This is a genomic window from Flavihumibacter cheonanensis (assembly GCF_022352215.1).
GTDB classification, from domain to species: Bacteria; Bacteroidota; Bacteroidia; order Chitinophagales; family Chitinophagaceae; genus Flavihumibacter; species Flavihumibacter cheonanensis.
This window is the reverse complement of sequence record NZ_JAKRWF010000004.1, coordinates 374,701-398,924: the sequence shown is the minus strand read 5'-3', so window position 1 is coordinate 398,924 and position 24,224 is coordinate 374,701. Positions and strand designations below refer to the sequence as shown.

Genomic DNA, 24,224 nt, shown 5'->3' with positions numbered 1-24,224 from the left:
TTGTTTTTAGATTAATCCTCCCAACGGAGGGCGCCTTTTTTGATGATGTAATAGAATCCACATAAAAAGAATCCCACAAACATCAGTACAGCAAGGAATCCACTCCAACCTAATTCTTTGAAATTCACTGCATAGGGGTAGAAAAAGATTACTTCCACGTCAAACAGTACGAAGAGAATGGCAACCAGGAAATACTTGATTGCTACAGGTTGACGGGCATTTCCTACTGCTTCGATACCACTTTCAAAATTCTCCAGCTTGTCACTTGTTTTACGCGAAGGTCCCAGTAAATGGGTGCCGCCAAGGGTCAGGGCAACAAATCCCAGCGCAAATAACAATTGGATTGCGATGGGCAAATAGTTGATTGTGGTATTGGATGCAACCGCAGTTTGTAAGAAAAAAAGATTCATGCTTTTGCTGTTGTGGGGCAAAAATAAGATAGCCTGCCAAATAAAACGCGGAACATTGAAAATAAGTTCATTGTGCCTGATTTATGTCCATTTATCGATTAAAAAAGGCCTCTGGAGCGAATCCGGAGGCCTTCTTATTAGAATTAAATTAATTTGATCGTCAACTTAGCAGGAAGGCTTCCGGCTTTTTTCGAATCACAGCTTTTTTATTCACTGCTTTGTTCAGGATATCTCTGATCTTAACAGCAGTTTCATTTGCCGGATCAATTTCTAGCACTTTATTTATGTACTCCAGTGCCTTGGCCGGATCCTTCTTGATATCATTATAATATTGTACCAGGTAGAAATAAGAAGAAATTGCCTGGCCTTTGAATTTGGCCGCATCAATGCTCAGCGCCATTTCACCCAGTTTCTCATAATGAGGAACAGCTAAGCCCTGCTGCATGGTAGTATCCATTGCCTGGTTAGCACGCGCTCTCCAGAGGTAGCCGAAAATTTCATTGGGATATTTCTCACTGTAGATTGCAAAAATGGAATCCGCAGTAGTGTATTGTGCTGCCTGGTAGTTGGCAAAGCCCCAGTTATACAAATCAACGTTATTGGGATCTTTTTTGGTAGCATATAATTGCCCCAGGTATTTTGCCTCTCCGGCCCGATTACCGGTCTTTTTAGCCAGTGCAGCTGCATTGGTCATGAGTTCCAGTTTGGACTCCATAGCTGTATCCATAGCAATGGCCTTGTCGTAGTTCTCCATGGCCTGTACTTCGTTACCAGGGAACTTGGCCAGTGTATTGGCGAGAAATTCATAGTCCTTGGGCAGGAATCCTTCTGGCTTTTGCTTAGCGAAATACTGCTCCAGGTACTTGCGGGCATTCAGACTGTCTTTTTTCTCATCATAGGAATAAGCGATGAGTTTGTAATACTTGGGATCTGCCTGATCACCCAGTTTGGCGATGAAACCATTTGCAGTACTGATCGCTTCATCATATCTGCGGGAAGCGTAGAGAATAGCAGTCTTCTCATAATCGTTTTCCGGATTGGGATCAGAAACAGCCAGGTATTTGTCGTAGTAATCTTTTGCCTTGTTGATATCGCGACTGAAATAATAATAATACAGGTCGTAGATAGCGGGGGCATAATTCGGATCGATTCTTACTGCATCTTCAAAAGCAGGCAGAAAGATATCGGTGTTCTTTTGAGTCAGGTAAATCCTGCCAATACGATGTTTGGCAGCTGCAAGTGTAGGATTCATCTCCAGCGCACGCTGGTAGTTCTGTACAGCGCTACCACCATCTACTTTTTTGCGGTAGGCATCACCCATAATCAAATAGGTATTGGCATCGTTGAATTTCTTCACCTGGGTTGCCTGGTTCAGTTTTTCGATGGCATAATCTGCATCACCGTTTCTTGCCTGCACATTGGCTCTGCCAATTGCATTAAAAATATCAACATCCTTTGATTTAGTGAGACTGATAGCAGTTTCAAAACGCTGACGAGCCTCCTCTTTTTTACCATCCATCAGTTCAATCTGCCCCATACCAACCAGCAGAAGGGGGGCATTTCCATTAGTAGCCAGTGCTTTTTGATAGAGATCACGGGCCGCTACAGAATCTTTCGTTTCCAGTAAGGTCTGGCCTAACCAATAAGTAGCCTCAATATTGTTGGGATTGGCAGCGAGCACTTTCCCTAATTCCTCTTTCGCGCTGTTATAGCGCTCATAATAAAAAAACTTCTTACCCTGATCCACACTCTGCGCGAACAGGGCATTACCACAAGTTACTGCGGACAATACCAGACTGTAGAGGTATTTCTTCATTCGTTGCTGTTTTTAGTCGGATGATAAAAATATTAAAATAATGGAATTACTCGTCGATTCCTGCATTTCTTATCTCAAAAGCCATTTTGGCCGGCCAGAGATAGGCCCTGCGGAAAATCAGTTGTCCTCTTTCATAGATGAGAAAATTCGCGAACCCACTGCCCAAGCCTTCATAATTTTCTTTTAAAATGTAATGCAATCCCCGTACCAATGGATAACGACGGGTAGCAATATTGGCCTGGTAGGGTTTTACATAGGCCTCATTAGGACAAATTTCACATTTGATAGATGCGATGGTTACCTTATTCTGGAAACTCAATTGCACGGGGTCATCATTGTTACCAATCCAGCTAACTCCAATAAAACCGATAGCATCTTTGTTTTTGGAGACATAGTCAATTACGCCGGTGCTGCTGTCTGCGGCGGTTACCTCTGCACTGAGTTTATCTCCTGCTAAAATGGAGTCAATAGCAAAGCGCACTGTACTGGTGGCAGTTCGGCCATCCATCACCGGGCGGAACTTGTAGCCACTGGTCCCATTCAGGATGGAGCGCAGATCACTACGATCCAGGAGAGAATCTTTATTAGCCGGATTTACGATCACAGTAACCGCATCATAGGCCATCCTGCCTTGCACCGGGATAAATCGCAGGGTATCTTTCAGGCGCTGTTCTTCTACTTTTAAGAGGGGACGGGTAACAATTACCATCCGGATGCTGTCAACCAGCAAGTCCTTCAAACATTCTGCTTCCGGTTTGTAATGCGCAATGATTTTCGCTTTGGGAAAGGAGGATTCAAATACTTTGATCTGGGAATCAATAACCGGCTTGAAGGTTTCATCCACACTGATATGGATGGTACCTGAACTGGCCGTATCATTTCTATACACAACAGGCTGGTTGTTACAACGAATGAACACAACCATTGTGGTTATGACCAGGAAACCTATTTTCCAACTCCTATACATACACGTTCGCTTGATTCTTATTCGGAATAATAATTTTTCTGATAACCCCGGTAAATACGCCAGGCACCATATACAATACAGAGCGCGGAAAAGAAGTACTTGAAAAAGGGTTCCATTTCAAATTCAAAGCCAAGTTTTTCGGAAAACAAAAAGAAGAAACCAAACAGCAGGATGAGTCCTCCCATGCCATAATCCAGGATGGATCTCATCATGCTGTATTGCTTTCTTCTGTTATCCTGTGAATTGTTTGCCATTGTAATCTGCTTGCTTAGCGTTGGGCAATTTAGGAAAAATATGGTGGATCGCTTTTACTACTCCTCCGGACTGGTGAAAATTATGGGGATATTAAACCAAACCGCCACAGTTTCTCCATTTTGTTGACCGGGATTCCATTTGGGCATCTTGTTCATGACGCGTAGTACTTCCTGGTCGTAGGGATCACCGCCCGACTGGGTCAGCCGGATACCGGTAATATTGCCATTCACATCTACCACGAACCGTGCGATTACTTTCACCCGCTGGCCAGGTTCGATGCCATCCTGGGGGCGCAGGTTTTTGGACAGCCAGCGTTGCAAAGCTCCTAGTCCGCCAGGAAAACTGGGCATAACAGCAGCTTTTTCCAGGATGGGCGGGACTTCTTCTTTGGCAGGCTGGATGGGCGCTGCACCGGTTCCTGTGTTTTCAGGTTGTGGCGGGCGGGTGATGCCATCTGAAAGAGGTCCCTCTATGGTTTCGGTGGAGATGATTTTATCAACCAGGTCATCCATTTCGGGCAGTGGGGCTGTTTGCTGCTCATCGGGTACGATTTCCGGTTTTACATATTGCTCCGTTGCTGCCGGGGGGGCTGGAGGTTCAGGAGCTGGGGGTGGGGGTGGTTCAGGAGCCGGAGGTGGAGGAAGTTCTGGAGTAAAATCGGGGATTATAATTGTTGGTCCCTGCAATTGCCTGGGAGCTTTTGGTTGTAGCATAACAAAGAGTACAGTTGCTACCACTAAGGCCATCCCGCTTAAAGCCATCAGGAGACGCCTCGGATATTCACGCCTAAGAGGGTAGGCACCATATTGTTTGTTGCGATTTTCGAAAAGGATGTCAAGCGCATCGCTGCGAAGAATGGTAGAAGGTTCCATACTGATAAGTTTTGTGTGGATAAATAGGAACGCAGCGCTGTGTTGAAACTAAGATGCAGGGGCTACAAGATTCCATACAGTAAACTGTCCTATTTTTGCCGCCATGAAGATTTTGATGGTCTGCCTGGGCAATATTTGCAGAAGCCCGTTGGCAGAAGGAATTTTACAGGCTAAAGCAGCAGCAGCCGGCTTGAATTGGCAGATCGACAGTGCCGGTACCAATGGGTATCATGTAGGTGAATCGCCTCATCCCCTCTCTCAGAAAGTGGCAAAGATCAATGGAATTGATATCAGCCAGCAACGGGCCAGGCGGTTTCGGGCAGCCGACTTTGAAGAGTTTGATCTGATCTACGCAATGGCGGAGGATGTGATAGATGAAATGAAGTCCATTGCCCGCCAGCGATTTGATGCAGCTAAGGTTGATCTTTTAATGAATGTATTACACCCGGGCAAAAACCTGGATGTACCTGATCCCTGGTATGGAACCGAACCCGGTTACCATGAAGTATATGCGATGATTAGCCAGGCTTGTGATAAACTGATTGAAAACCACCAATAGATTTTAGATGTCAAAACCCTCCCTGCCTTCGGGCACTCGTGATTTTGGTCCGGATACCGTGCGTAAACGCAGTTATATTTTAAATACTATCAAATCGGTATTTGAAATTTATGGTTTTCAACCGCTGGAGACTCCTGCCATGGAAAACCTGGATACCCTGATGGGTAAATATGGTGATGAAGGTGATAAACTGATTTTTAAGATCCTGAACAACGGATTGAATGATCCTAAAAACATGGATAAGGCTCGTGCAGCCTTTGAGCAGGTGATTGCCGGTAAAAATGATAAGAACCTGACTGAGCGCGCCCTGCGGTATGATCTGACGATTCCATTTGCGCGATACGTGGCCATGAATCACGGGCAACTGGCATTGCCTTTCCGGCGTTACCAGGTGCAACCGGTGTGGCGGGCTGATCGTCCGCAGAAAGGACGTTATCGCGAGTTCTATCAATGCGACGCGGATGTGGTAGGCAGTAAAAGTTTGTACAATGAAGTTGAATTAACGGCCATCTATGCAGAAGCGTTTCAGCGGTTAGGCATCCCTGTGGAAATCCGGCTGAACAATCGTAAGATCCTGGCTGCGCTGGCAGAACATTGTGGTGGTGCGGAGAAAATGATGGATATCACGATTGCCATCGACAAGCTGGACAAAATCGGTATGGAGAAAGTGAAGGAAGAATTGGAGGAGCGGGGCTTGACTGCAGACCAGGTGAATAGTATTGAAGCTTACCTTAAGATTGAGGGTTCGAATGAAGAAAAACTGGCTGCTGTGGAGCAGTTGCTCGGGCATATAGAAATTGCGCAACAGGGATTGCAGGAACTTCGGTTTGTACTGGAGCTGGCGGGAGCAACTTCGATTGGTCCTAACGGTAAGGCACAGTTGGTTTGTGATTTTACGCTCGCACGCGGACTTAACTATTATACCGGAATCATTTTTGAAGTGCGTGCCATAGGTGTGAAGATGGGAAGTATCGGGGGCGGTGGACGTTATGATGACCTTACCGGTTTATTTGGTGTTCCGGATCTTCCGGGGGTTGGTATTAGCTTTGGGGTGGATCGGATTTATGATGTACTGGAAGAACTGGGACTATTCCCCGAAACCATAGCAGTGGGAACAGAATATATCTTTTTTAACCTGGGTGAAGCAGAGAGCCGGAGAGCCTTTCAGTTGATGCAGGAACTGCGGGCATTGGGCAAGCGTTGCGAATTGTATCCGGAAGCAGTGAAGTTGCCCAAGCAGTTCAAATATGCGGATCAGAAAAAAATTCCCAATGCGATCTTCATTGGCAGCAATGAACTCGCATCGGGAACTTTGACCATCAAGAACCTGCTAACAGGTGAGCAGCGCGAGGTGGATGACATTACCAAGGTGTAAGACACCTGCCATCAGGCTCTGCGCACTTTCATGCTTTGAATGGCCTGATCGAAGGATTTGGCCTCGCGGGGATCAACAAAATCGTAACCGACAATAAAGCAATCACGCAATGTTCTACGCCAGCTGGTGCCGTTCGCGTTTTTGCCTGTACCCTCTTCTCCTACTGATTTTTTGAGTTCCTTGCTGGTGGCATCCGTACGTTCAATTGAAATCACGGGTGTCAGGTCTTTTTCTTTGCAGGCAATGAAAAATTCTGCTCCATTCTTGTAATGAAACGTGCGAATAAGAACACCTGCATCATCTCTGAAATGCGTTTCAGATTCATAGCCTTTTGGAATGGTCAATACGAGTTTGCGATTGTCATATCCTTCCGCAAAAGCATATTCAACTTTGTCTGTCTGCATGGCGGTTCTGCAGGATGAACCGGCAGCGATGGTTGCAAAAAGCAACAGGCTGCGAAAAATAGTTAGCTTAAACATAGTACAAGGTGTTGGTGAACCAGTAAATTACTATGCGCCTACAGCAGAAGAAAGTGAAAATGGGATGAGTGCGTTCGACATGATAATTTATGCCTCAAATAAAATGGCGGCACCCTGTCCAACGCCTACACACATGGTGGCGATTCCGGTTTTTGCTCCCCGTTTTTTCATCTCATGTAGTAAGGTGGTTGAGATACGAACACCACTGCATCCTAAAGGATGACCAAGTGCGATAGCCCCACCATTGACATTGACCTTTGCAGGATCCAATTGGAGTTCCTGTATACAGGCCAGCGATTGTGAAGCAAAAGCTTCATTCAATTCTACCAGATCAATTTCTTTTTCGTTTATACCTGCCCGTTGTAACAACTTTTTAACAGCAGGAACGGGACCGATTCCCATGATGGAGGGATCTACTCCAGCCACAGCCATTGCGCGAATGCGTGCCAATGGTTTCAGGTTGTATTTCTGCACGGCTGCTTCTGTTGCGAGTAACATGGCTGCTGCACCATCATTGATACCACTGGCATTGGCGGCAGTAACAGTACCTTCTTTTACAAAAGCAGGAGAAAGGGTAGCCAGTTTCTCTACAGGTGTAAGTCGCGGATGTTCATCCGTATCAAAAAGGATAGCTTCTTTTTTACCAGGAATCATTACCGGAATGATTTCATCTTTGAATTTTCCGGCCGCAGCAGCTTGTTGGTATTTAAGCTGGCTTTCATACGCAAACTGATCCTGCGCTGCCCTGGAAATATTCCATTGTTTAGCTACATTTTCGGCAGTTTCTCCCATGGAATAGGGATGGTAGATAGCAGCTAAAGCCGGGTTGGTAAAACGCCAGCCGATGGTAGTGTCAAATACTTCTGTTTGTCGCGACCAGGGCTGGCCCTGTTTGGCCATCACAAAAGGTGCGCGGGTCATGCTTTCCACCCCACAGGCTATCATGAGTTCTCCATCCCCGCACTGAAGGGCCCTGGCTGCATCTATGATAGCCTGCAGGCCGGAAGCACAGAGGCGATTAACAGTGGAGCCAGCAACAGTCACGGGTAATCCTGCCAGCAGGGCAGCCATCCGGGCCACATTGCGGTTATCTTCCCCGGCCTGGTTGGCGGCACCGGCTATTACTTCTTCAATGGCATTGGGGTCAACGGAAGGATTTCTTTCCAACAGGGCTTTAATCGTATGGGCCAGCAAATCGTCGGGACGCACGGTGCTCAGCGCTCCCCCATATTTGCCAATCGGGGTGCGCACTGCGTCAATTACATACACATTATTCATGGGGCGAAGATAAGCAGGGAAGATGGAGGAAAGGAAGAAAGGAGGACGGAAGACCGGGAGACCAAACCTTACGCTCTTCCCCCCGTATTTCAGGGTGAAAAACAGGCTTTCCCAGCTGGTTTAATTCTGCCCCCGGGATGGACTATGGTTTCGCCTGCAATTTTCCCGTTCGGGCACTTTTCTCTATCCATTCGGCAGCTTTCATCTGTCCAGTCAGTCAATTGGAACCGCTCCGGCACTGTTGTTTCACTGTTCTGGGATCGTCCGGGAAGCGTCCGTGAAGCGTTCCGGAACCGAATAAGGATACTTCGGGGAACTTGAATCAGACCTTCTATTTCTCCTTAGTCTGCTATGCTCCCTGTCTTCCTTGCCCCCTCTTCCATTTCTCCCTCCTCCCTTACTCCCTCTTCCATTCTTCCCTTCCTCCCTCTTCCTTTCCTCCTTTCTTCCCTTCCTCCCCTTCCCTGCTTATCTTTGCAGGATGTTAAAGCTGGCAAAGCCGAATATCCGGCAGTTATCGAAGGAGGAATTGGAGCAGTATTTCCGGGAGATGGGTGAAAAAGCCTTCCGGGCCAAGCAGGTGTATGAGTGGATCTGGACCAAACAGGCCCGGAGTTTTGAGGATATGACCAACCTCAGTAAGGACCTGCGCGCAAGGCTGGCCGAGAACTTCAGCCTGCCTGCCTTAACCGGGGATCTTACCCAGCACAGCAATGATGGCACTATTAAAAGCCGCTTCCGCACGGTGGATGGTCACCTGGTAGAGGGAGTTCTCATCCCCACCGACGATCGTAAAACAGCCTGTGTCTCCAGCCAGATCGGATGTTCGCTAAGTTGCAAATTCTGCGCAACCGGTTATATGGATCGCAAACGCAACCTGGAATTTGACGAAATCTTTGATGAAGTGGTGCTGATCAATCAGCAAAGTGAAGCCACTTATGGCAAGAAATTGACCAATATCGTATTCATGGGTATGGGTGAACCCCTGCTCAATTATAAAAATGTACTGAAAGCCATCGAAAAAATCTCCTCACCAGAGGGGTTGGGTATGAGCCCGAGAAGGATCACTGTATCCACTGCCGGTGTTGCCAAAATGATCAAACAACTGGGTGATGACCAGGTACGGTTCAAACTTGCGCTCTCCCTGCATGCTGCCACCGATGCGAAGCGCCATGAGATCATGCCTATTAATGATACCAATGATATCCAATCCCTGGTGGAAGCCCTGAATTATTTCTACCAGAAAACCGGCAATGAAATCACCTTTGAATACATTCTCTTTAAGGATTTCAACGATAGCCTGGAAGATGCGGCAGAACTGGTTAAACTCTATCGCCGGGTGCCGGCCGATCTGATCAATATCATCGAATACAATCCTATTGACCTGGCCCTGTTTGAAAAACCCGATGAAGACAAAACCATGCAGTTCATGCAATACCTCGAAAAACACCGGGTGAATGTAAGACTGAGAAGAAGCAGGGGCAAGGATATTGATGCGGCGTGTGGGCAGCTGGCAAATAAGTGAGTATGGAAGAGGAGACAGAGGAGAAGGGAGACAAAGGAGAAGGGAGACAAAGGAGGCGGGAGGCGGATTTGTTAAGCAGTTGTTATAACGGAACATTCTACAAATAAGCATTAAACCCAGGAGATCATTTTCCGTCTATTTAATAAACAGACAGGAAAATGAAAAGAATACTACTACTAAGCATGCTGGGATTGGGTTTCCTGAGTGTTGAGGCGCAACAATCTCATCGTAAAGGCATGATGCACCAGCGCGGAGCGCGCATGGATTCCATTCTGCAATTGACAGAAGCACAAAAGTTACAACTGAAAGCATTGCAGGAAGAATACCAGCAAAAACGCATGGCGGTTTACACGCCCGAACAGAAAGCCAAACTGGAGCAACTCCGGAAAAACCGGGGAGAGCGTATGAAACAAGGTAAACATCGCAAGGGCCCTATGGTTTCTAATTTAACCAATGAGCAGAAAAACAGTATGCGCGCAATAAAGCAACAACAACGCGATGAAGCTGCACTGATCAAGGCCAACACTACCTTATCGGATGCTGAAAAAAAAGTCAAGCTCAAAGCATTACACGAAGCCAATAGAGAGAACATGCGCAAGCTGCTTACTCCTGAACAACTCGAGCAATTAAAACAACGATCTCAAAAGCCTATGGACGGTCCGGCCCGATAAATCAACCCCTGGAAACGACAAAAAGGCAGCCATCCCGGCTGTCTTTTGTATTTTTGCACTTCCTGTTGAAAAACAGTAAACACAACAACATGAAAAAATCAACCGGATTCGAGAAATTCGTCAACAAGAAAAAAGCGGGTACAGTTAAAGAACAGTACCGCCAGGAAAGAAGAGTAGAGAAGAAAGAAAGAGAGCAGGCCATCGACCAGTCCTTTGAAGAAAAGCGCAAGCTGAAACTGGAAAAAAGAAATCAACCCTCCCAGGGAAAACCAGGCAGCTCTTTTGATAAACCAGGAACCGAAACTCCTGGTGGCCCCATGCCCCTCAACAAATACATTGCACATGCTGGCATCTGTGCCCGCCGGGATGCAGCAGAACTCGTTAAATCAGGTGTTGTTACCGTAAATGGTCAGGCGATCATCGAGCCTGGATTCAAAGTGACCGAAAAAGACGAAGTAAAAGTCAAGGGTAAGAAAATTCACCTGACTAAAAACCTGGTTTATATCCTGCTGAACAAACCCAAGGATTATATCACTACTACTGAAGATCCGCAAGGCCGCAAAACCGTGCTGGACCTGATCAAAACAGCTACTGCAGAACGAGTATATCCCGTAGGAAGACTAGACCGTAACACCAGCGGCGTGTTATTACTTACCAATGATGGTGAACTGGCACAAACCTTATCGCACCCCAAAAACCAGGTGAAAAAAATCTATGAGGTAAAACTGGATCGCCCGTTAAGCAAAACAGACTTTGAAAGTATCGCTCATGGTATCACGTTGGAAGATGGTTTCATTCAACCCGATGCCATTGGTTATGCAGATCCCCGCGATAAATCCATCATCGGTATAGAAATTCACAGTGGCCGGAACCGCATCGTGCGCAGAATCTTTGAACACCTGAAATATGATGTTAAGGGATTGGATCGTGTGAGTTATGCAGGCCTCACCAAGAAAAATGTGAACCGCGGAAAATTTCGGTTACTCACGGAAAAAGAAATCCGCAACTTGAAACATTTCAACAAGGACCTCAAGAAAAAAGCGGATAAAGCAGAAGAGCCGGCTTTGGAAAAGGGATCCTCCTCCAGTAAAGCTGCATCCTCCGGTTTCAGAGCAAGAGAAAAAAGCTCCAGGGCGGATGCCAGTAAACCCAACAGGCCCGTGAAGAAAACGACCTACCCTCCTAAAAAATCCGGTCAATAAGATGAAATCGATCAAATCTGCTATTATACAGGAAACGGAAGACTGGGTAGCCATCAACAAAGAAGCCGGCTTATTGTCCATACCCGATCGGGAGCAATCAGCACCTTCCCTGAAAGATCTTTTGCTGGCGGCTTATGGAACTATCTTCACTGTACATCGCTTAGACCGCGAAACCAGTGGAGTGATTCTATTTGCCAAAAATGAAAGCAGTCATCAGTATTTGTCCAAACAGTTTGAAGAGCGTTCAACGGTTAAAAAATACAACGGACTGGTGCTGGGCAAAGTGTATGAAGAAGAAGGCATCATTGATGTGCCTATTGGTCCGCATCCCGGCAAACCCGGCCAAATGACAGTGATCCGAAAAGGGAAACCCTCTATCACTTTGTTTAAAACGCTGGAAGCATTCCCGCTCTATTCCTGGATGGAGTTCACTATTCTCACAGGTCGCACCCACCAGATTCGGGTTCATATGCAGCACCTTGGACATCCGATTGTATGTGATCCCTATTATGGAGATGGCAACCCCTTCCTGCTTTCTAATATCAAGAAAAAATTCAAGCTGGGAAAAGATGTACTGGAAGAAAAGCCTTTGTTAAACCGCCTGGCATTGCATGCAAGTTCGCTGCAGTTCACAGACAAAAATGGGCAGCAGATAGAACTGCATGCTCCATTGCCGAAGGACTTACGGGCATGCCTTCAGCAATTGGAGAAGCAGGGTTGATTATTTTTTCACCAGTTCCATTTTCTCCGGATTCCAGAGCATGGCTTTATCCTGGCGATAACTGTCGTTACACAATAAAGCAGGTGCAGCAGCGCGATACCCAAAGATCGCATCTTCTACTACCTTGCCATTTTTGCGGATCGCTTCAAAGAAATTGGCGAAATGATCATAGGGTCCACCTTTGTATCCTTTCTCTGCGCGGAACGTAAATTCCTGCGGAGGCAGTATGCGTTTTCTTCCACCCACTTCCTTACCGGCTTTCCGCATCTGTTCAATGAAGAAAGGATCATCAGAAGACACTTCCTTGTTGCGTTTAACAGTAACATCATCCCAGGTGATATCCATGGAGCCTTCACTGCCGACCAGTTTCAAAAAAGTAGTACCACTGGTACCATCCACGAAATTGCAACGAAGGGATAGATTGAAAGCAGGATGTGCTTTAGAAGCGTCATAATCAAAGGTTCCTAACAAAACATCCGGCACTTCGCGACCATCTTTCCAGTATCGCAGTCCGCCGGAAGAATACACTTTATTCGGACCAAATGAATCGGTTATAAAATGCAAACTGGAGAAGAGGTGCACAAATAAATCACCCGACATACCGGTACCATAATCAGTATAATTTCTCCAGCGGAAAAACCTTGTTTTATCAAAGGGACGTTTGGTAGTATTGCTGATAAAGGTTTCCCAGTCTACCGTAGATGGAGAAGCATCCTCGGGAATCGGGTATTGCCATGCTCCAACAGGAGAATGACGGGCCCAGAAACCTTCTGCATAATTGAGCTCACCAATCGCGCCATCTTTCAGCAATTCCTTTGCTTTTTCATTACCAAGGGAAGATACTCCCTGGCTGCCAACCTGGAAAATTTTACCGGACTCCTGCTGTGCTTTGATTACAGCCGGACCCTCTCCAATGGAATGCACCATTGGCTTTTCACAATACACATGTTTACCTGCTTTCAGGCTATCAATTGAGATCTGCTGGTGCCAGTGATCAGGTGTTGCAATGATCACTGCATCCACATCCTTTCGATTCAGGATTTCCTTGTAACTACGCGTGGTGGCAATCTGCGCGCCCCATCTTTCTTTTGCTTCTTTCAGCCGACCATCGTACAAATCACAAACAGCCACCAGTTTAACACCTGGCACCTGCAAGGCAGTAATGGTATCCTGAACACCCATGCCACCTGCACCAATCAAAGCAATATTGATTTGGTCATTGGCATCAAAACCAGTTCGACTGCGAATGGATTGAATGAATACGTTTTTTTCTTCTGCAGCCATGGCTGTATGACCAATTGCGAGTCCGGCTGTTGCAGCCGCCATAGAGCGAAGAAACCCTCTGCGGGAAGCTTGTTCTTTTTTGTTCATGCTACTATAATCTGAGTTAGAGTTCTTTGATTCGGATATTTTTCCAGCGCACTTTAATGCCGCCGCCATCGTGGATTTGTAAGGCAATAAAACCATTGCCTGCACCAATTTTGGCATCGGTGATATCCACCATCTGTGTACCATTCAGGAAACTGGTAACGCGATCTCCCTGTACCAGGATGCGCATTTCATTCCAGCCTGTTGGATTGAGTTTACTTTCATCTTCCGGCTTAGGTTTGATCAACCAGCCACGGCCATAGGATTCGTAGATTCCGCCGGTGTGTTTTCCCTCGGGAGCAACTTCCACCTGCCAACCACTGATCTTGGTTCCTTCAATTCCGGAGCGGATAAAAACTCCGCTGTTGCCATTGGCTTCCAGTTTAAATTGAAGCGTCAATTCAAAGTTTTTGTAGGTTTTGTTGGTGGACAGATATCCGTATTGTTTATCGGGTCCACTTTCACAAACCAGCTCACCATTCTCCACGTACCATTTTTCAGTACCATGAATGGTCCAGCCTTTTAGATTTTTACCATTAAAAAGGGATTTTGATTTTTGGGCCACAATCGAGCCGCTGAGGCAAAGGGCCAGCAATAAGACAGCAGTATATTTCATGCTTACAAGTTAAGTAATGCATAAGAATGATATACCCGCAATTACAAAAAAACCGGGTAAAAATTCCAGATCAATCGATTGCGTTTGTTGCCTTCTCTTTTGCTTCGGCTTTTTCTTCGGGTGTCGCAACAGGTTTTTCATGAATATGTTCGAGTGAGGGATTGAACTGGAGTTGTACAAACATGGGAAAATGATCCGATCCAACATGCGGCATTCGTTTCATTTGTACCAGTCCAAAATCTGCTGAACTGAAAATATAATCGAGTGGAAACCGCATGAACCAATAATTAGCTGAGAAAGTGCTGTAAAATCCCCGGCCCCGGCGGGGATCAAGGAGGCCACTGGTTTTTCGGAACAGGTCAGTTACATAACTCCAGGCAACATCGTTGAGATCTCCCATCACAATGGTAGAATGATTAGCGTCCTTTACTTTAAGCGCAACTTTCATCAGTTCCTTGTCTTTGGCCGTAGACCGGTCATCTTCACCGGGAACTGGTGGTTTGGGATGCAAGCCCCAAATGGTAACAGGATGACCCGAAGGAAGCAGGAGCTGAACCTGCGCGGATGGCACATCTTTTTCCACCAGGAAATGAATCTTGGCTTCTTTGAAAGGGAGTCGGCTGTACAGCAACAAACCATAGGTATTGGGCAGTGGTTGTTTGAGCTGGTTCGGGTAGTCGTGACCGAAAGCCTCATCCATTGCTGTCTCCCATTCGGTATCGGTTTCAAGTAAAAAAATCAGATCAGGTTTGATTTGTTTAACCTGATTGATCAGTCGCGCGAAGTCTTTATTATCCTGGAAAACATTGCAGGTGTAGATACTAAGCTGGTTATCTGTATCTGAAGTGGCAACTGTTTTTACTTCCTGTTTTGCCATGGGCAAATAAGGCCAGACCAGGAATAGCAGGTAAGCCACTGACAAGAGCAACAAAACAAATGTGATATGTTGAAACAACTGCCCATAATCGCCCAGCACAATCCATACAATCAGCAGGATACTGCAAAGAATCAGTTTCTGAAAACGCGGATACTCACAGATTCTAAAAATCCAGTAATCATTTTTCACAAACGGTAATACTACCGTCAGGATCATGAACCAGGATAAGAGTAAGAGTAATGTCATTACTTAGTTTCTTCTGAAAATCTTGCCATCCTTCATTACAAATTGTACTCTGCCCATTGCATTTATGTCTTTGGTTGGATCACCCTCAACGGCAATAATATCTGCAAGTTTACCGGATTCAATTACGCCGAGCTGATCTGAGCCAAGTAGTTCGGCAGCTTTGATTGTGGCAGATTGAATCGCTTCCATTGCTGGCATACCAGCTTCTGTCATATATACAAATTCCATCCAGTTTTTGCCATGTGCAAAAACGCCCGCATCGGTACCAAAAGCAATTTTAACGCCGGCTTTGTATGCTTTTGCAAAAGTGGACTGAATTTGTGGTCCGGTTGCCAATGCTTTGGGAGTAACGATATCCGTATAATAACCTGGAATTTTGGCACTGTCAGCAACCGATTTGCCAGCTGTAATGGTAGGAACATACCAGGTGCCCATCTGCTTCATCAACTGAATGGCTTCATCATCCATAAAAGTGCCATGCTCAATGGAATTCACACCTCCGATAACAGCGCGCTTAATGCCTTCCGCTCCATGGGCATGTGCAGCAACTTTGTATCCATAGTCTTTTGCCGCGGCTACAATTGCTTTCACTTCTTCAATCGTAAATTGTGCATTGGCGCCATCTTTCGCCTGGCTGAGTACACCACCGGTGGCAGTGATTTTGATCACATCAGAACCATCTTTATAGCGTTGCCGTACTGCCTGGTAGGCATCCGAGGGACTATTAATAACTCCTTCACGCGGACCGGGATCACCCATCAAGTCCTTGCGATAACCATTGGTTGGATCTGCATGTCCGCCTGTAGTAGCGATCGATTTACCTGCTGTAAATACCCGCGGACCTTCCACCTGTCCTCTCGCGATCGCATTTTTAAGTGCGACGTTTACTCCTGATCCACCCAGGTCCCGTACGGTGGTGAAACCTGCTTGTAAGGTTGATTTGGCATATCGCAGCGATTCAAATGCAATATCTGCAGGATTCAGGATGAACTTATCGGCCACATTTCCTTTTCGGGTTTCCGACTCGAGGTGCACATGCATATCAATGAGGCCGGGCATCACGGTTTTATTCTTGAGGTCGATTACTTCATCTCCCTTATTCGGCTGCAGGTAACCGTTACGGACATCCGTAATTTTATTTTTTTCAATAGTCACTGTCATGGCCGACAGTATTTTACCTGATTTTACATCAATCAATTGTCCGCAGTGCAACAGGGTCTTTTGAGCAAAGGCGGCAATGGAACAGAAGAGGCTGATGGCAAATAAGCTGAGTAATCGCATAAAAAAAGGATAGTACATGAATATACTACCTTTTTTAAACCATTACTGAATTTGTCCGGATGCCTGCACATTAGCACCATTGAGAACCTTAAGCGTATAACCGGTTCGTCCTATCAGATCCGAATAGGAAACCGGCAGGTTATTGCTCAACTGGATGACGGGGTTAATGGTGACCCTGGCAGAACCACCATTGATCTCTCCCAGGTTGGCATATACCAATTCACTGTCGGAAGCTTCATCAAAAGTTACAATTACTGCTGTAAATCGGGCGCCATTGACACGATAGGCTTCTGAAAGATTGATTTCCACAGCAGCATTTCCATTTCGTTGTTCAAGGATCCGAAAGGTTCCGGCTGGTTGAGAAGAACCGCTGGATTGATTAAAGAGTGCAAAACTGGCGGTTTGAAGGGCCGGACTATCCTCCTCTTTTGTGCAACTACTGAATAGAAGTACACCAAGCAATGACAACAGACTCATCCATTTCCATTTGATTTGCATAGCTAAGAGTTTACAGAAAGAGGCCCAAAATGATACCAGTTTTGATAACTGCTTATGTGGAATGGAACATTGCATTTAGCGAGACATAACTCAACAGCATGGGGAAGGAATTGCACAAAAAAAATCCGGTCCGCCTTAAGCGGACCGGATTCCACAACTATAAAAAGCACTTAATCTTTATTGGGTTGTGGTGTATAGCGCAGATAAGGCTTCACCACTTTCACACCTTTCGGGAATTTTTTGATCGCATCTTCGGTACTCACTGCAGGAACTACAATTACATCTTCACCGCTTTTCCAGTCGGCAGGAGTAGCCACACTGTAATTAGCTGTCAGTTGCAGGGAATCGATCACGCGTAATACTTCATAGAAATTACGTCCGGTTGAAGCCGGGTAGGTAATCATGAGTTTTACTTTTTTATCCGGACCGATAATGAACAGAGAGCGAACCGTAAAGGTTTCAGAAGCATTTGGATGGATCATTCCATACAGGTTGGCTACTTCTTTATTTTCATCAGCGATGATGGGAAAATCCACCGTGCAATGCTGGGTTTCATTGATATCATTGCGCCAGCCCAGGTGTTTATCAAGCGGATCCACACTAACAGCCAGCACTTTTACCCCACGTTTGTCAAACTCCTGCTTCAGCAAAGCAGTCTTACCCAGTTCGGTGGTACATACTGGAGTATAATCAGCAGGATGGGAAAACAATACGCCCCAGCTATTACCCAGGTACTCATAAAAATCGATTTCACCTTCTGTGGTTACGGCTTTGAAATTGGGCGCCGTATCGCCTAAACGTAGACTCATATTTTGGAATTTAAAGATTCAAAGGAAGGCTAAAATAATAAATTCCTACAAGATTTATAGGGGTTACTTGTTATTTTTTGTGCTCCCAGCTTTATATAGGGCTGTTTTCCCGAATTTATTTTTTACCGCATCGATGGCTTTGTAGAGTTCAGCTTTACGCTGGGTATCCTGGAAAAGATTGGTTTGTCGGGCTTCTTCAGTCAGTTCACTGACGCGGAGGCCGAGCAGCCGGACTGGCTGTCCTTTCCGGTACAGGAGCTCATAAAGGGAATTAGCCTGGCGAATTAGTTCATCATCATAAAAGGTATAATCCATGCTGGCTTGCCGGGAAGTAGTTTCAAAATCGGGATAGCGTATTTTGACAGTAAGGCATCCAGCCATTTTATTATCCTGCCGAAGTTCGAAGCCCAGTTTTTCGGCCATGCGAATCAATTCCTGCTTCAAAAAAGCCGGATCCAGCACATCCTGGTCATAGGTGGTTTCAGTGGAGATGGATTTCGCTTCCTGCCAGGGGGCCACTTCGCTGGTATGTATGCCCTGTGCTTTTTGCCAGAGATCGGCGCCATGTTTACCCAGGTATTTCTGGAGTAGTTGCAGGTTGGCATTCCGGAGTTCCAGGATGCTTTCTATTCCCAGTTGAAGCAGTGTTCGAAAAGTTTGATCACCCACACCGGGAATGGCATCTACCCGCATGGGATCCAGGAAGGCCTGGATTTCGTCGGGTTCCAGTTTTTTCCAGCCATTGGGTTTGGCTGCATTGGTGGCCATTTTGGCCAGCATTTTATTAGGAGCCAATCCGAATGAAATTGGAAGACCGGTAGTATCAGTGATTTTTTGTCTCAGCTCCAGGGTCCATTGAAGCGGATTGAAAAATCGGTCCATGCCAGTAAGGTCAATATAGAATTCATCGATGGAGGCTTTTTCAAATACCGGAGCTGCTTCCTGGATGATATCCGTAACAATTCTTGAATACCGGCTGTATTCACTCCTGGTGCCATTTACAATGGTCAGATTTGGACAAAGTTGTTCCGCTTTTCGCATAGGCATGGCTGAGTGGATGCCGAATTTGCGGGCTTCATAACTGCAGGCCGCCACCACGGAACGATCTCCTCTCCCACCTACAACAAGGGGTACTCCTTTTAATGCCGGGTTCAGCAAACACTCCACGGATACAAAAAATGCATCCAGGTCAAAATGTGCAATTCGACGAGCGGGAGAAGGCATGGAACAAAGATACACGCTTCCTTCCGCCGAAGGCGGAAGGAAGCGTGTATGGAAGATGGAAAAATGTAAGAAAGGCTAAAAGGAACAACGCTCACTTCATCAAGCGGAAGGTGGCACTGATGGGCAGGTGATCCGATCCATAGTTATATGATCGCAGCACACTGTCGCTAATCAGTTTAAAGTGTTTGCTGTCATAGAAAATAAAATCAATTTTCTTGCGCGGTTCTATTACCGGTATAGTATAGTCCGTAATCTTTCCACTGGAAGCCAGGCTTGCTTCAATCAGCTGGATTGCCGGATCTTCGGGCGTGGCATTGAAATCGCCAGCAATGATTATGGGATAGTCGCGGTATTGCTGCAGCTTATCAAGCATGGCCCGGGACTGGGCCATTTTTACCGCTGCATTTTTGAAATCAAAATGCGTACACCCAAAAATTACGGACCTACCCTTTACGTTCAATTTTGCCAACAACATTTTGCGGGGTTCAGTTTCTATCCCTTCCAAACTGGGTAATGGGTAAGCCATTGTTTCACTGATGGGATACCGGGATAAGAGACCGATTCCATAGGCACCCTCACCATAAGGAATGGTTCGCTCAAACCGGTAATACATTCCCAGTTTTTCTGCTAGTAATTTCAACTGGAATTCTTTGTTACTACGGTTGGTTACGCTGTCCAGTTCCTGAATGGCTACGAGGTCTGCACCGGAAGTTCTGATAGTAGCTACAATCGTATCAAGATCTATGAATCCGGCAGGTTGGCTGGGAGGGTTGGCATGATGAATATTGTAACTCAAAACAACCAATTGATCGGCTGAACCGGATGCCGGCTGCTTTGTAGCGTTGCAGGCTGCCAGCAGACTGCATCCGATTAGTAATTTTTTAAGAATCAATTTCATGCTTATGGATAATTAAACAATGATAAGGGATTGTATTTTAATCGCATGTTTTCTTCCGGAACTTTTATGTCCAGCGTAATGGTTGCATAATCGCCATTGATCACATAGTCTTTCACCAATACGATTCCGAAAGAGAAATTATAAATCGGATCCCAGCGCCCCCAACCAATATAAAAACCTTGTCCCACATTGAATACATTATTCGTGCGGCGATTGGTTTCATAAATATTATAGCCCTCTCCACCGGCAGCCCTGGAAGCAGCCACCTTATTGGCAACATGTTCCATGAGTTGGGTATCCCATTCAAGGGTATCAAAGGAAACCGTATTCACACTGGCACGATTGGCAGTAACCAGGGTGTATGGTGCCTTATCCCAACCCTGCATATAAGGAGCCAATGCATTGGCATAATTGGTACCTGCAGCAAATACGGCTGGCGGCATGATGTTATTGCTGGTGGCAGTATATTTAAAGAAACCGAGATCAATCACTTCATCAAAAGGAGCAGATTCAGCAGCTTCAAAAACGTGCGGTTCCTGGTAAGCAGCAAAGAAATTTTTCTTACCGGGACCGATTTCCGTTGTCAGTACAATATTGCGGAAAACCTTTAGTGGATTGTACACCGCACCCACTTCAAATTCCAGGTCTGCAACCTTACCACCTTCATTTTCACCATAGAGCTTAACCGCTTCAATCTCTTTTTCACCAAGAAAATCAAAGGAGAAACTGAATTCATCCGCAGGCGTTCCAATTGCAAGATCCTGAGAAGGACCATAGGTCCCATTTTTCTTTACAGCATAGTAAAAGCGGGTTACAGCAGTTCCTGAAAATACAGTTCCGCTAATAGTATTATCAACCGTTGTGTACAGCTTATCAATTTTGGAAGAACCGGTTGCCAGGCTAATGACTACTGCATCATCCTGAACGCTGCCGATTTTAAATGTATCGCGCACCACTGCATCATACTCATTAACAGTTTTCAGAATGACTGCAGATAGTCCTTTCTGCACTTTCACCGGAATGGAAAAAGGATTATTAGTAGGATTAGAAATCGTTACTGCGGTTTCTGCAGACGATTCGTCATTTATTATCGTTTGATACACCAGCGACTTCAATGCATATTCAGATTCAACAGTCCCTTCAATCACCAGGTTCTTACCTTCAAATACAGATTCCCGCTGATCGATATTATCTTTAAAATGAATGGTTGGAATGGAACGGATATTATCTGTTGCAATATGAATTTCACTATTGTTGTGAAAACGATCAAAGGCAATAACCACCAACTCTACAAAATTCTCTGTAACCTTAAACCGGATGGTATCTGTTAATTCAACCGGCATATCAGATGGATCATTGTTGATAGCATTGCCTGAACTCGTTACATTGGAAGTTTTAGTAATCAGGTAATAGGCTAATCTTTTCACACCTCCTTCTGCCCGAACAGTTACGGGTATGGTTAATTCCTCCCCTGCATTCAGACCATCCAGTTGGGTATATTTTTCTTCAATGTTGATTACCGGTTTGGCAACCATTTTATCATCGTTCTTATTGCAGGCCACCAAAATTGTGAGTGCAGCCAGGCAAATAAACCGAAACAATAGTTTCATCTGTGTCGTTTTTATCGGTTAATAGTTAATTCACTCACCAGTGGCAAGTGATCGGAGGCACCTGTTTCCATCACTACTCTATGTGATAAAACCGTGAAGGCTCCGGCAGGCCGGTAGGCCAGATAATCAATTATGGAAGTCGCATTATTGGCAGGAAATGTATTCGGACAGGGTCCGGTTGTGCAAGTCCTGGTAAATGTATTATCAAATACAGAGAAAAAGGGTGCAGCGGTAGGCTGTTCATTCAAATCACCTCCTATTACCAGTGGTAATTTGATTCCAGAGGCCACTGTTGCCAATTCTTTTACCTGCAGGAGCCTGGAGTCTGCACTGTTATGCTGTAAGTGGGTTACCAATGCTACCAGTGAATCTTTACCAGGCAGGTCAACCTGAGCGAATCCAACCACCCTTTGCTCTTCAGCCGGGTTTCCCTTAGGCAATAATTGTTTGCGGATATTACTCAATGGATACTTACTTAAAATTGCTACGCCATAAAATCCCTGCCCAACATTGGTGGCTGAGAAAAATGCAACATTCATAGCTGTCATTTTGCCCAGCTCAGCAGCCTGATCTTTATTATATCCATTGCGACCGGTGTTCTTATCTACTTCCTGAAGCAATACAATATCCGGTTGCTCATTTTTGATAACAGTTGCAATACCTTCCATATTCACAGTGCCCGGAGTGGAAGGGGGAACCGCCGCATGAATATTATAACTCATTAATTTAATCCTGCTTAAAATCGGTTGTTCATCATTGTCAGCTCCATAATCAGCCACATTATTGACGAGTTCTACATAGGTAGGTGGATTATTCGGCATGTAAGGATCCTTGTTGCAGGCTGCTGTTCCAAACAGTATAGCCAGCACTAAACTAAATCGGACTATTTTTATCAGTTTCATGATTACCAGTTAGGATTTTGTTGAAGGTTTTTATTCAGCTCCAGATCTTCAATAGGCAGTGGCCACAAATAATCACGGTCTTCGCGGAAGGTTTTAATGATATTCCGGTTGGTAAATACATTCCCTCCATCAGGGTTTGTGAGATCACTGGTTGCGATCTGATAAGGACCGGTAGCAGGAGGTCTTGATCCATTATAAATTTCAACATCATTTCTTCCGTCGCGGTTGAGGTCATAAAGTCCGGCTCCAGGGAAGTACATACCCAGGAAAGGCCGCATCAGCAAATGGCCTTCCTTCCATCGCATGAGATCTTCCCAACGTAAATTGTTTTCCATTACGAGTTCAATTCTTCGTTCCCTTCTGATTTCAAGGATTACACCTTTGTATGGTCCATTTACATTCCGGTAGGCATCAGCCAGGTAAGGATCCGGATTGTTATTGGCTGCCATCATATCCAGGTTGGGCATACCCACTCTGTCGCGCAATTTTTTTATAGAGCGATCAATATCTTCCTGTGTCAATGTACCTAATTCAGCTTTAGCTTCTGCATAATTAAGCAGCACTTCACCGGAGCGAAATAACACCATATCATGATAGGACTGGTTATTCCCATCCATTGCTACGATATTCATCCATTTGATAGGTTGGTAGCCAGTCATGGTTGCTTCAAAATCGGGTGCAAGAGAAGTGGTTTGACCGATCCTGGTGTAACCTGGTGTTCGGATTGTTTGTGCTAATCGCGGATCACGGTTTTGTACTTCTTCATAAAACTCCAGTGTATCATATCCCGGGCGGTCGGTAAAACGCGTGCCATCCGCCATCAGGTAACTGTTGACCAGACTTTTTTCCAACCCTGGTTTACCCTGGGTACGGGCCGTTATATAAAATTGCAGGTTATGACGAAGTGCCAATTCATTGGAATATCTTCTTGTCAGGATCACTTCCTCCATTACATCATCTGCATTCAGGGAGGCAAATAAATCCTGGTAGGGCTTACCGGAAGGACCTGTTGTTTTATTGTAAATCGTATAACCGCTTTCATTGATAAATCTGAGGGAAGCTTCAACAGCCAACTGGAGATATCTTTCTGATTCCGGAAGGTTATATTCTGTGTGATATTTTCGCCAGGTGCCTTCATAGAGCGCGATACGGGATTTCAAGGCCAATGCTGTCCATCTGGTTACTCGCTCGACACTTCTTGCAGCAGGCAGATGTTCGATGGCAAAATCCAGATCAGCCATGATGGAATCCATCACCAGTGTTCTTGAATCACGTCCTTTCATCAGGCTCTCCACATCATTATTTTCAATGACTTTTCCATACCAGGGTACATCACCATACCATCTAACTTTTTCAAAGTAAAAAACCGCCCGGAAGAACTTGGCTAAACCAAAATAACGGTCACGCACAGCCGGATCTTTATAGTTGAGTGCACTTGGGTTATTCAGGAGAAAATTAATATTTCTCAGTTCTGCCCAGGCCCATCTGCCATCCGTGGTTGGAACAATACGGGTACCGCTGATTTCAGCGTTTATGGTTGATTTGATGATATTATCCGCAGATTCTCCATATACATCTACAGCAGTCGGAAGGTATCTGTAAAATCCATTGGTATAGGAAATGAATTCATTTTCAGATCTGAAGAAGTTCTGAGGCGCTACCTGGTCTGTTGGATAGCGCTCCATGAAATCTTTTGAACAACCGGATATCAGTACTGAACCGGTCATTAGTATGGTAAAAAGTTGTTGCTTCATAATTCGAATTT

25 protein-coding genes are annotated in these 24,224 nt (G+C 45.5%); 7 read left to right on the top strand and 18 right to left on the bottom strand.

Annotated features, from left to right (window positions below; translation table 11 throughout):
• Positions 1 to 11 precede the first annotated feature (11 nt).
• The 5 genes from MD536_RS18130 to MD536_RS18110 form a co-directional block, all read right to left on the bottom strand.
• Positions 12 to 410 carry an NADH-quinone oxidoreductase subunit A gene (locus tag MD536_RS18130; RefSeq protein ID WP_234864800.1) on the bottom strand — a complete coding sequence of 133 codons (399 nt, stop codon included), beginning with the start codon at positions 408 to 410 and terminating at the stop codon, positions 12 to 14.
• A 160-nt stretch (positions 411 to 570) separates the two neighbouring features.
• A complete protein-coding gene (locus tag MD536_RS18125) occupies positions 571 to 2,226 on the bottom strand; it encodes a tetratricopeptide repeat protein (RefSeq protein ID WP_239602708.1) in 1,656 nt (551 codons plus the stop codon).
• Positions 2,227 to 2,272: 46 nt separating this feature from the next.
• The gene (locus MD536_RS18120) at positions 2,273 to 3,193 is read right to left on the bottom strand and encodes a PstS family phosphate ABC transporter substrate-binding protein (protein WP_239602706.1); all 921 of its coding nucleotides are present in this window, start codon (positions 3,191 to 3,193) and stop codon (positions 2,273 to 2,275) included.
• Between the two features lie 17 nt (positions 3,194 to 3,210).
• Positions 3,211 to 3,447: a hypothetical protein gene (locus MD536_RS18115; RefSeq protein ID WP_239602705.1), complete on the bottom strand. Its 237-nt coding sequence runs from the start codon at positions 3,445 to 3,447 to the stop codon at positions 3,211 to 3,213.
• Between the two features lie 57 nt (positions 3,448 to 3,504).
• A complete protein-coding gene (locus MD536_RS18110; protein WP_239602704.1) occupies positions 3,505 to 4,320 on the bottom strand; it encodes an energy transducer TonB in 816 nt (271 codons plus the stop codon).
• A gap of 103 nt (positions 4,321 to 4,423) precedes the next feature.
• Here MD536_RS18110 and MD536_RS18105 point away from each other — a divergent pair, with 103 nt between their 5' ends.
• Both MD536_RS18105 and hisS read left to right on the top strand, forming a co-directional pair.
• On the top strand, positions 4,424 to 4,879 hold the full coding sequence (locus MD536_RS18105; RefSeq protein ID WP_239602702.1) for a low molecular weight protein-tyrosine-phosphatase: 456 nt from the start codon (positions 4,424 to 4,426) through the stop codon (positions 4,877 to 4,879).
• 7 nt (positions 4,880 to 4,886) lie between these two features.
• The gene (hisS, locus tag MD536_RS18100; protein WP_239602701.1) at positions 4,887 to 6,254 is read left to right on the top strand and encodes a histidine--tRNA ligase; all 1,368 of its coding nucleotides are present in this window, start codon (positions 4,887 to 4,889) and stop codon (positions 6,252 to 6,254) included.
• A gap of 11 nt (positions 6,255 to 6,265) precedes the next feature.
• Here hisS and MD536_RS18095 read toward each other — a convergent pair whose 3' ends face one another.
• Entirely contained in the window at positions 6,266 to 6,733 is a 468-nt protein-coding gene (locus MD536_RS18095) for a hypothetical protein (protein ID WP_239602699.1), read from the bottom strand.
• 87 nt (positions 6,734 to 6,820) lie between these two features.
• The gene (locus MD536_RS18090) at positions 6,821 to 8,011 is read right to left on the bottom strand and encodes a thiolase family protein (protein WP_239602698.1); all 1,191 of its coding nucleotides are present in this window, start codon (positions 8,009 to 8,011) and stop codon (positions 6,821 to 6,823) included.
• 351 nt (positions 8,012 to 8,362) lie between these two features.
• On the opposite strand from MD536_RS18090, the gene MD536_RS18085 reads away from it, so the two are divergent.
• The 5 genes from MD536_RS18085 to MD536_RS18065 all read left to right on the top strand — a co-directional run bounded on the left by MD536_RS18085 (position 8,363) and on the right by MD536_RS18065 (position 12,130).
• Positions 8,363 to 8,569: a hypothetical protein gene (locus MD536_RS18085; protein WP_239602696.1), complete on the top strand. Its 207-nt coding sequence runs from the start codon at positions 8,363 to 8,365 to the stop codon at positions 8,567 to 8,569.
• Complete coding sequence (gene rlmN / locus MD536_RS18080) at positions 8,493 to 9,536, top strand: dual-specificity RNA methyltransferase RlmN (RefSeq protein WP_239602694.1); 1,044 nt, start codon at positions 8,493 to 8,495, stop codon at positions 9,534 to 9,536. The genes MD536_RS18085 and rlmN overlap by 77 nt, the downstream gene beginning before the upstream one ends.
• 158 nt (positions 9,537 to 9,694) lie before the next feature.
• Complete coding sequence (locus tag MD536_RS18075) at positions 9,695 to 10,207, top strand: hypothetical protein (RefSeq protein ID WP_239602693.1); 513 nt, start codon at positions 9,695 to 9,697, stop codon at positions 10,205 to 10,207.
• 89 nt (positions 10,208 to 10,296) lie between these two features.
• Positions 10,297 to 11,409, top strand: a complete 1,113-nt coding sequence (locus MD536_RS18070; RefSeq protein ID WP_239602691.1) for a pseudouridine synthase — start codon at positions 10,297 to 10,299, stop codon at positions 11,407 to 11,409.
• Between the two features lies 1 nt (position 11,410).
• Entirely contained in the window at positions 11,411 to 12,130 is a 720-nt protein-coding gene (locus MD536_RS18065; RefSeq protein ID WP_239602690.1) for an RluA family pseudouridine synthase, read from the top strand.
• Here MD536_RS18065 and MD536_RS18060 read toward each other — a convergent pair whose 3' ends face one another.
• The 11 genes from MD536_RS18060 to MD536_RS18010 all read right to left on the bottom strand — a co-directional run bounded on the left by MD536_RS18060 (position 12,131) and on the right by MD536_RS18010 (position 24,213).
• On the bottom strand, positions 12,131 to 13,501 hold the full coding sequence (locus MD536_RS18060; protein ID WP_239602688.1) for a Gfo/Idh/MocA family protein: 1,371 nt from the start codon (positions 13,499 to 13,501) through the stop codon (positions 12,131 to 12,133). It abuts the gene before it with no gap.
• Positions 13,502 to 13,517: 16 nt separating this feature from the next.
• On the bottom strand, positions 13,518 to 14,114 hold the full coding sequence (locus MD536_RS18055) for a 3-keto-disaccharide hydrolase (protein ID WP_239602681.1): 597 nt from the start codon (positions 14,112 to 14,114) through the stop codon (positions 13,518 to 13,520).
• Between the two features lie 70 nt (positions 14,115 to 14,184).
• A complete protein-coding gene (locus MD536_RS18050; RefSeq protein WP_239602679.1) occupies positions 14,185 to 15,237 on the bottom strand; it encodes an endonuclease/exonuclease/phosphatase family protein in 1,053 nt (350 codons plus the stop codon).
• 3 nt (positions 15,238 to 15,240) lie between these two features.
• Positions 15,241 to 16,518 (bottom strand): metal-dependent hydrolase family protein, encoded by a 1,278-nt coding sequence (locus MD536_RS18045; RefSeq protein WP_239602677.1) that lies wholly within the window; start codon positions 16,516 to 16,518, stop codon positions 15,241 to 15,243.
• Positions 16,519 to 16,560: 42 nt separating this feature from the next.
• Positions 16,561 to 17,016 (bottom strand): hypothetical protein, encoded by a 456-nt coding sequence (locus MD536_RS18040; RefSeq protein ID WP_234864781.1) that lies wholly within the window; start codon positions 17,014 to 17,016, stop codon positions 16,561 to 16,563.
• Positions 17,017 to 17,186: 170 nt separating this feature from the next.
• Complete coding sequence (locus tag MD536_RS18035; RefSeq protein WP_239602676.1) at positions 17,187 to 17,825, bottom strand: peroxiredoxin; 639 nt, start codon at positions 17,823 to 17,825, stop codon at positions 17,187 to 17,189.
• A gap of 63 nt (positions 17,826 to 17,888) precedes the next feature.
• Entirely contained in the window at positions 17,889 to 19,049 is a 1,161-nt protein-coding gene (gene dinB / locus MD536_RS18030; protein WP_239602674.1) for a DNA polymerase IV, read from the bottom strand.
• A 91-nt stretch (positions 19,050 to 19,140) separates the two neighbouring features.
• Positions 19,141 to 19,947, bottom strand: coding sequence for an endonuclease/exonuclease/phosphatase family protein (locus MD536_RS18025; RefSeq protein ID WP_239602672.1), 807 nt, complete (start codon positions 19,945 to 19,947; stop codon positions 19,141 to 19,143).
• A gap of 2 nt (positions 19,948 to 19,949) precedes the next feature.
• Complete coding sequence (locus tag MD536_RS18020; protein WP_239602670.1) at positions 19,950 to 21,557, bottom strand: hypothetical protein; 1,608 nt, start codon at positions 21,555 to 21,557, stop codon at positions 19,950 to 19,952.
• An 11-nt stretch (positions 21,558 to 21,568) separates the two neighbouring features.
• Positions 21,569 to 22,459, bottom strand: a complete 891-nt coding sequence (locus tag MD536_RS18015; RefSeq protein ID WP_239602669.1) for an endonuclease/exonuclease/phosphatase family protein — start codon at positions 22,457 to 22,459, stop codon at positions 21,569 to 21,571.
• 2 nt (positions 22,460 to 22,461) lie between these two features.
• Positions 22,462 to 24,213, bottom strand: coding sequence for a RagB/SusD family nutrient uptake outer membrane protein (locus MD536_RS18010; RefSeq protein WP_239602667.1), 1,752 nt, complete (start codon positions 24,211 to 24,213; stop codon positions 22,462 to 22,464).
• Between the last annotated feature and the right edge of the window lie 11 nt (positions 24,214 to 24,224).

What these genes read in the sequence shown, in the direction of transcription:
- MD536_RS18065 (WP_239602690.1), top strand. Translation starts at nt 11,411, where the DNA reads ATGAAATCGATCAAATCTGCTATTATACAGGAAACGGAAGACTGGGTA.
- MD536_RS18020 (WP_239602670.1), bottom strand. Translation starts at nt 21,557, where the DNA reads ATGAAACTATTGTTTCGGTTTATTTGCCTGGCTGCACTCACAATTTTG.
- MD536_RS18010 (WP_239602667.1), bottom strand. Translation starts at nt 24,213, where the DNA reads ATGAAGCAACAACTTTTTACCATACTAATGACCGGTTCAGTACTGATA.
- MD536_RS18110 (WP_239602704.1), bottom strand. Translation starts at nt 4,320, where the DNA reads ATGGAACCTTCTACCATTCTTCGCAGCGATGCGCTTGACATCCTTTTC.
- MD536_RS18095 (WP_239602699.1), bottom strand. Translation starts at nt 6,733, where the DNA reads ATGTTTAAGCTAACTATTTTTCGCAGCCTGTTGCTTTTTGCAACCATC.
- MD536_RS18130 (WP_234864800.1), bottom strand. Translation starts at nt 410, where the DNA reads ATGAATCTTTTTTTCTTACAAACTGCGGTTGCATCCAATACCACAATC.
- MD536_RS18055 (WP_239602681.1), bottom strand. Translation starts at nt 14,114, where the DNA reads ATGAAATATACTGCTGTCTTATTGCTGGCCCTTTGCCTCAGCGGCTCG.
- MD536_RS18120 (WP_239602706.1), bottom strand. Translation starts at nt 3,193, where the DNA reads ATGTATAGGAGTTGGAAAATAGGTTTCCTGGTCATAACCACAATGGTT.
- MD536_RS18060 (WP_239602688.1), bottom strand. Translation starts at nt 13,501, where the DNA reads ATGAACAAAAAAGAACAAGCTTCCCGCAGAGGGTTTCTTCGCTCTATG.
- MD536_RS18040 (WP_234864781.1), bottom strand. Translation starts at nt 17,016, where the DNA reads ATGCAAATCAAATGGAAATGGATGAGTCTGTTGTCATTGCTTGGTGTA.
- MD536_RS18045 (WP_239602677.1), bottom strand. Translation starts at nt 16,518, where the DNA reads ATGCGATTACTCAGCTTATTTGCCATCAGCCTCTTCTGTTCCATTGCC.
- MD536_RS18015 (WP_239602669.1), bottom strand. Translation starts at nt 22,459, where the DNA reads ATGAAACTGATAAAAATAGTCCGATTTAGTTTAGTGCTGGCTATACTG.
- MD536_RS18085 (WP_239602696.1), top strand. Translation starts at nt 8,363, where the DNA reads ATGCTCCCTGTCTTCCTTGCCCCCTCTTCCATTTCTCCCTCCTCCCTT.
- hisS (WP_239602701.1), top strand. Translation starts at nt 4,887, where the DNA reads ATGTCAAAACCCTCCCTGCCTTCGGGCACTCGTGATTTTGGTCCGGAT.
- rlmN (WP_239602694.1), top strand. Translation starts at nt 8,493, where the DNA reads ATGTTAAAGCTGGCAAAGCCGAATATCCGGCAGTTATCGAAGGAGGAA.
- MD536_RS18125 (WP_239602708.1), bottom strand. Translation starts at nt 2,226, where the DNA reads ATGAAGAAATACCTCTACAGTCTGGTATTGTCCGCAGTAACTTGTGGT.
- MD536_RS18035 (WP_239602676.1), bottom strand. Translation starts at nt 17,825, where the DNA reads ATGAGTCTACGTTTAGGCGATACGGCGCCCAATTTCAAAGCCGTAACC.
- MD536_RS18025 (WP_239602672.1), bottom strand. Translation starts at nt 19,947, where the DNA reads ATGAAATTGATTCTTAAAAAATTACTAATCGGATGCAGTCTGCTGGCA.
- MD536_RS18070 (WP_239602691.1), top strand. Translation starts at nt 10,297, where the DNA reads ATGAAAAAATCAACCGGATTCGAGAAATTCGTCAACAAGAAAAAAGCG.
- dinB (WP_239602674.1), bottom strand. Translation starts at nt 19,049, where the DNA reads ATGCCTTCTCCCGCTCGTCGAATTGCACATTTTGACCTGGATGCATTT.
- MD536_RS18090 (WP_239602698.1), bottom strand. Translation starts at nt 8,011, where the DNA reads ATGAATAATGTGTATGTAATTGACGCAGTGCGCACCCCGATTGGCAAA.
- MD536_RS18075 (WP_239602693.1), top strand. Translation starts at nt 9,695, where the DNA reads ATGAAAAGAATACTACTACTAAGCATGCTGGGATTGGGTTTCCTGAGT.
- MD536_RS18050 (WP_239602679.1), bottom strand. Translation starts at nt 15,237, where the DNA reads ATGACATTACTCTTACTCTTATCCTGGTTCATGATCCTGACGGTAGTA.
- MD536_RS18115 (WP_239602705.1), bottom strand. Translation starts at nt 3,447, where the DNA reads ATGGCAAACAATTCACAGGATAACAGAAGAAAGCAATACAGCATGATG.
- MD536_RS18105 (WP_239602702.1), top strand. Translation starts at nt 4,424, where the DNA reads ATGAAGATTTTGATGGTCTGCCTGGGCAATATTTGCAGAAGCCCGTTG.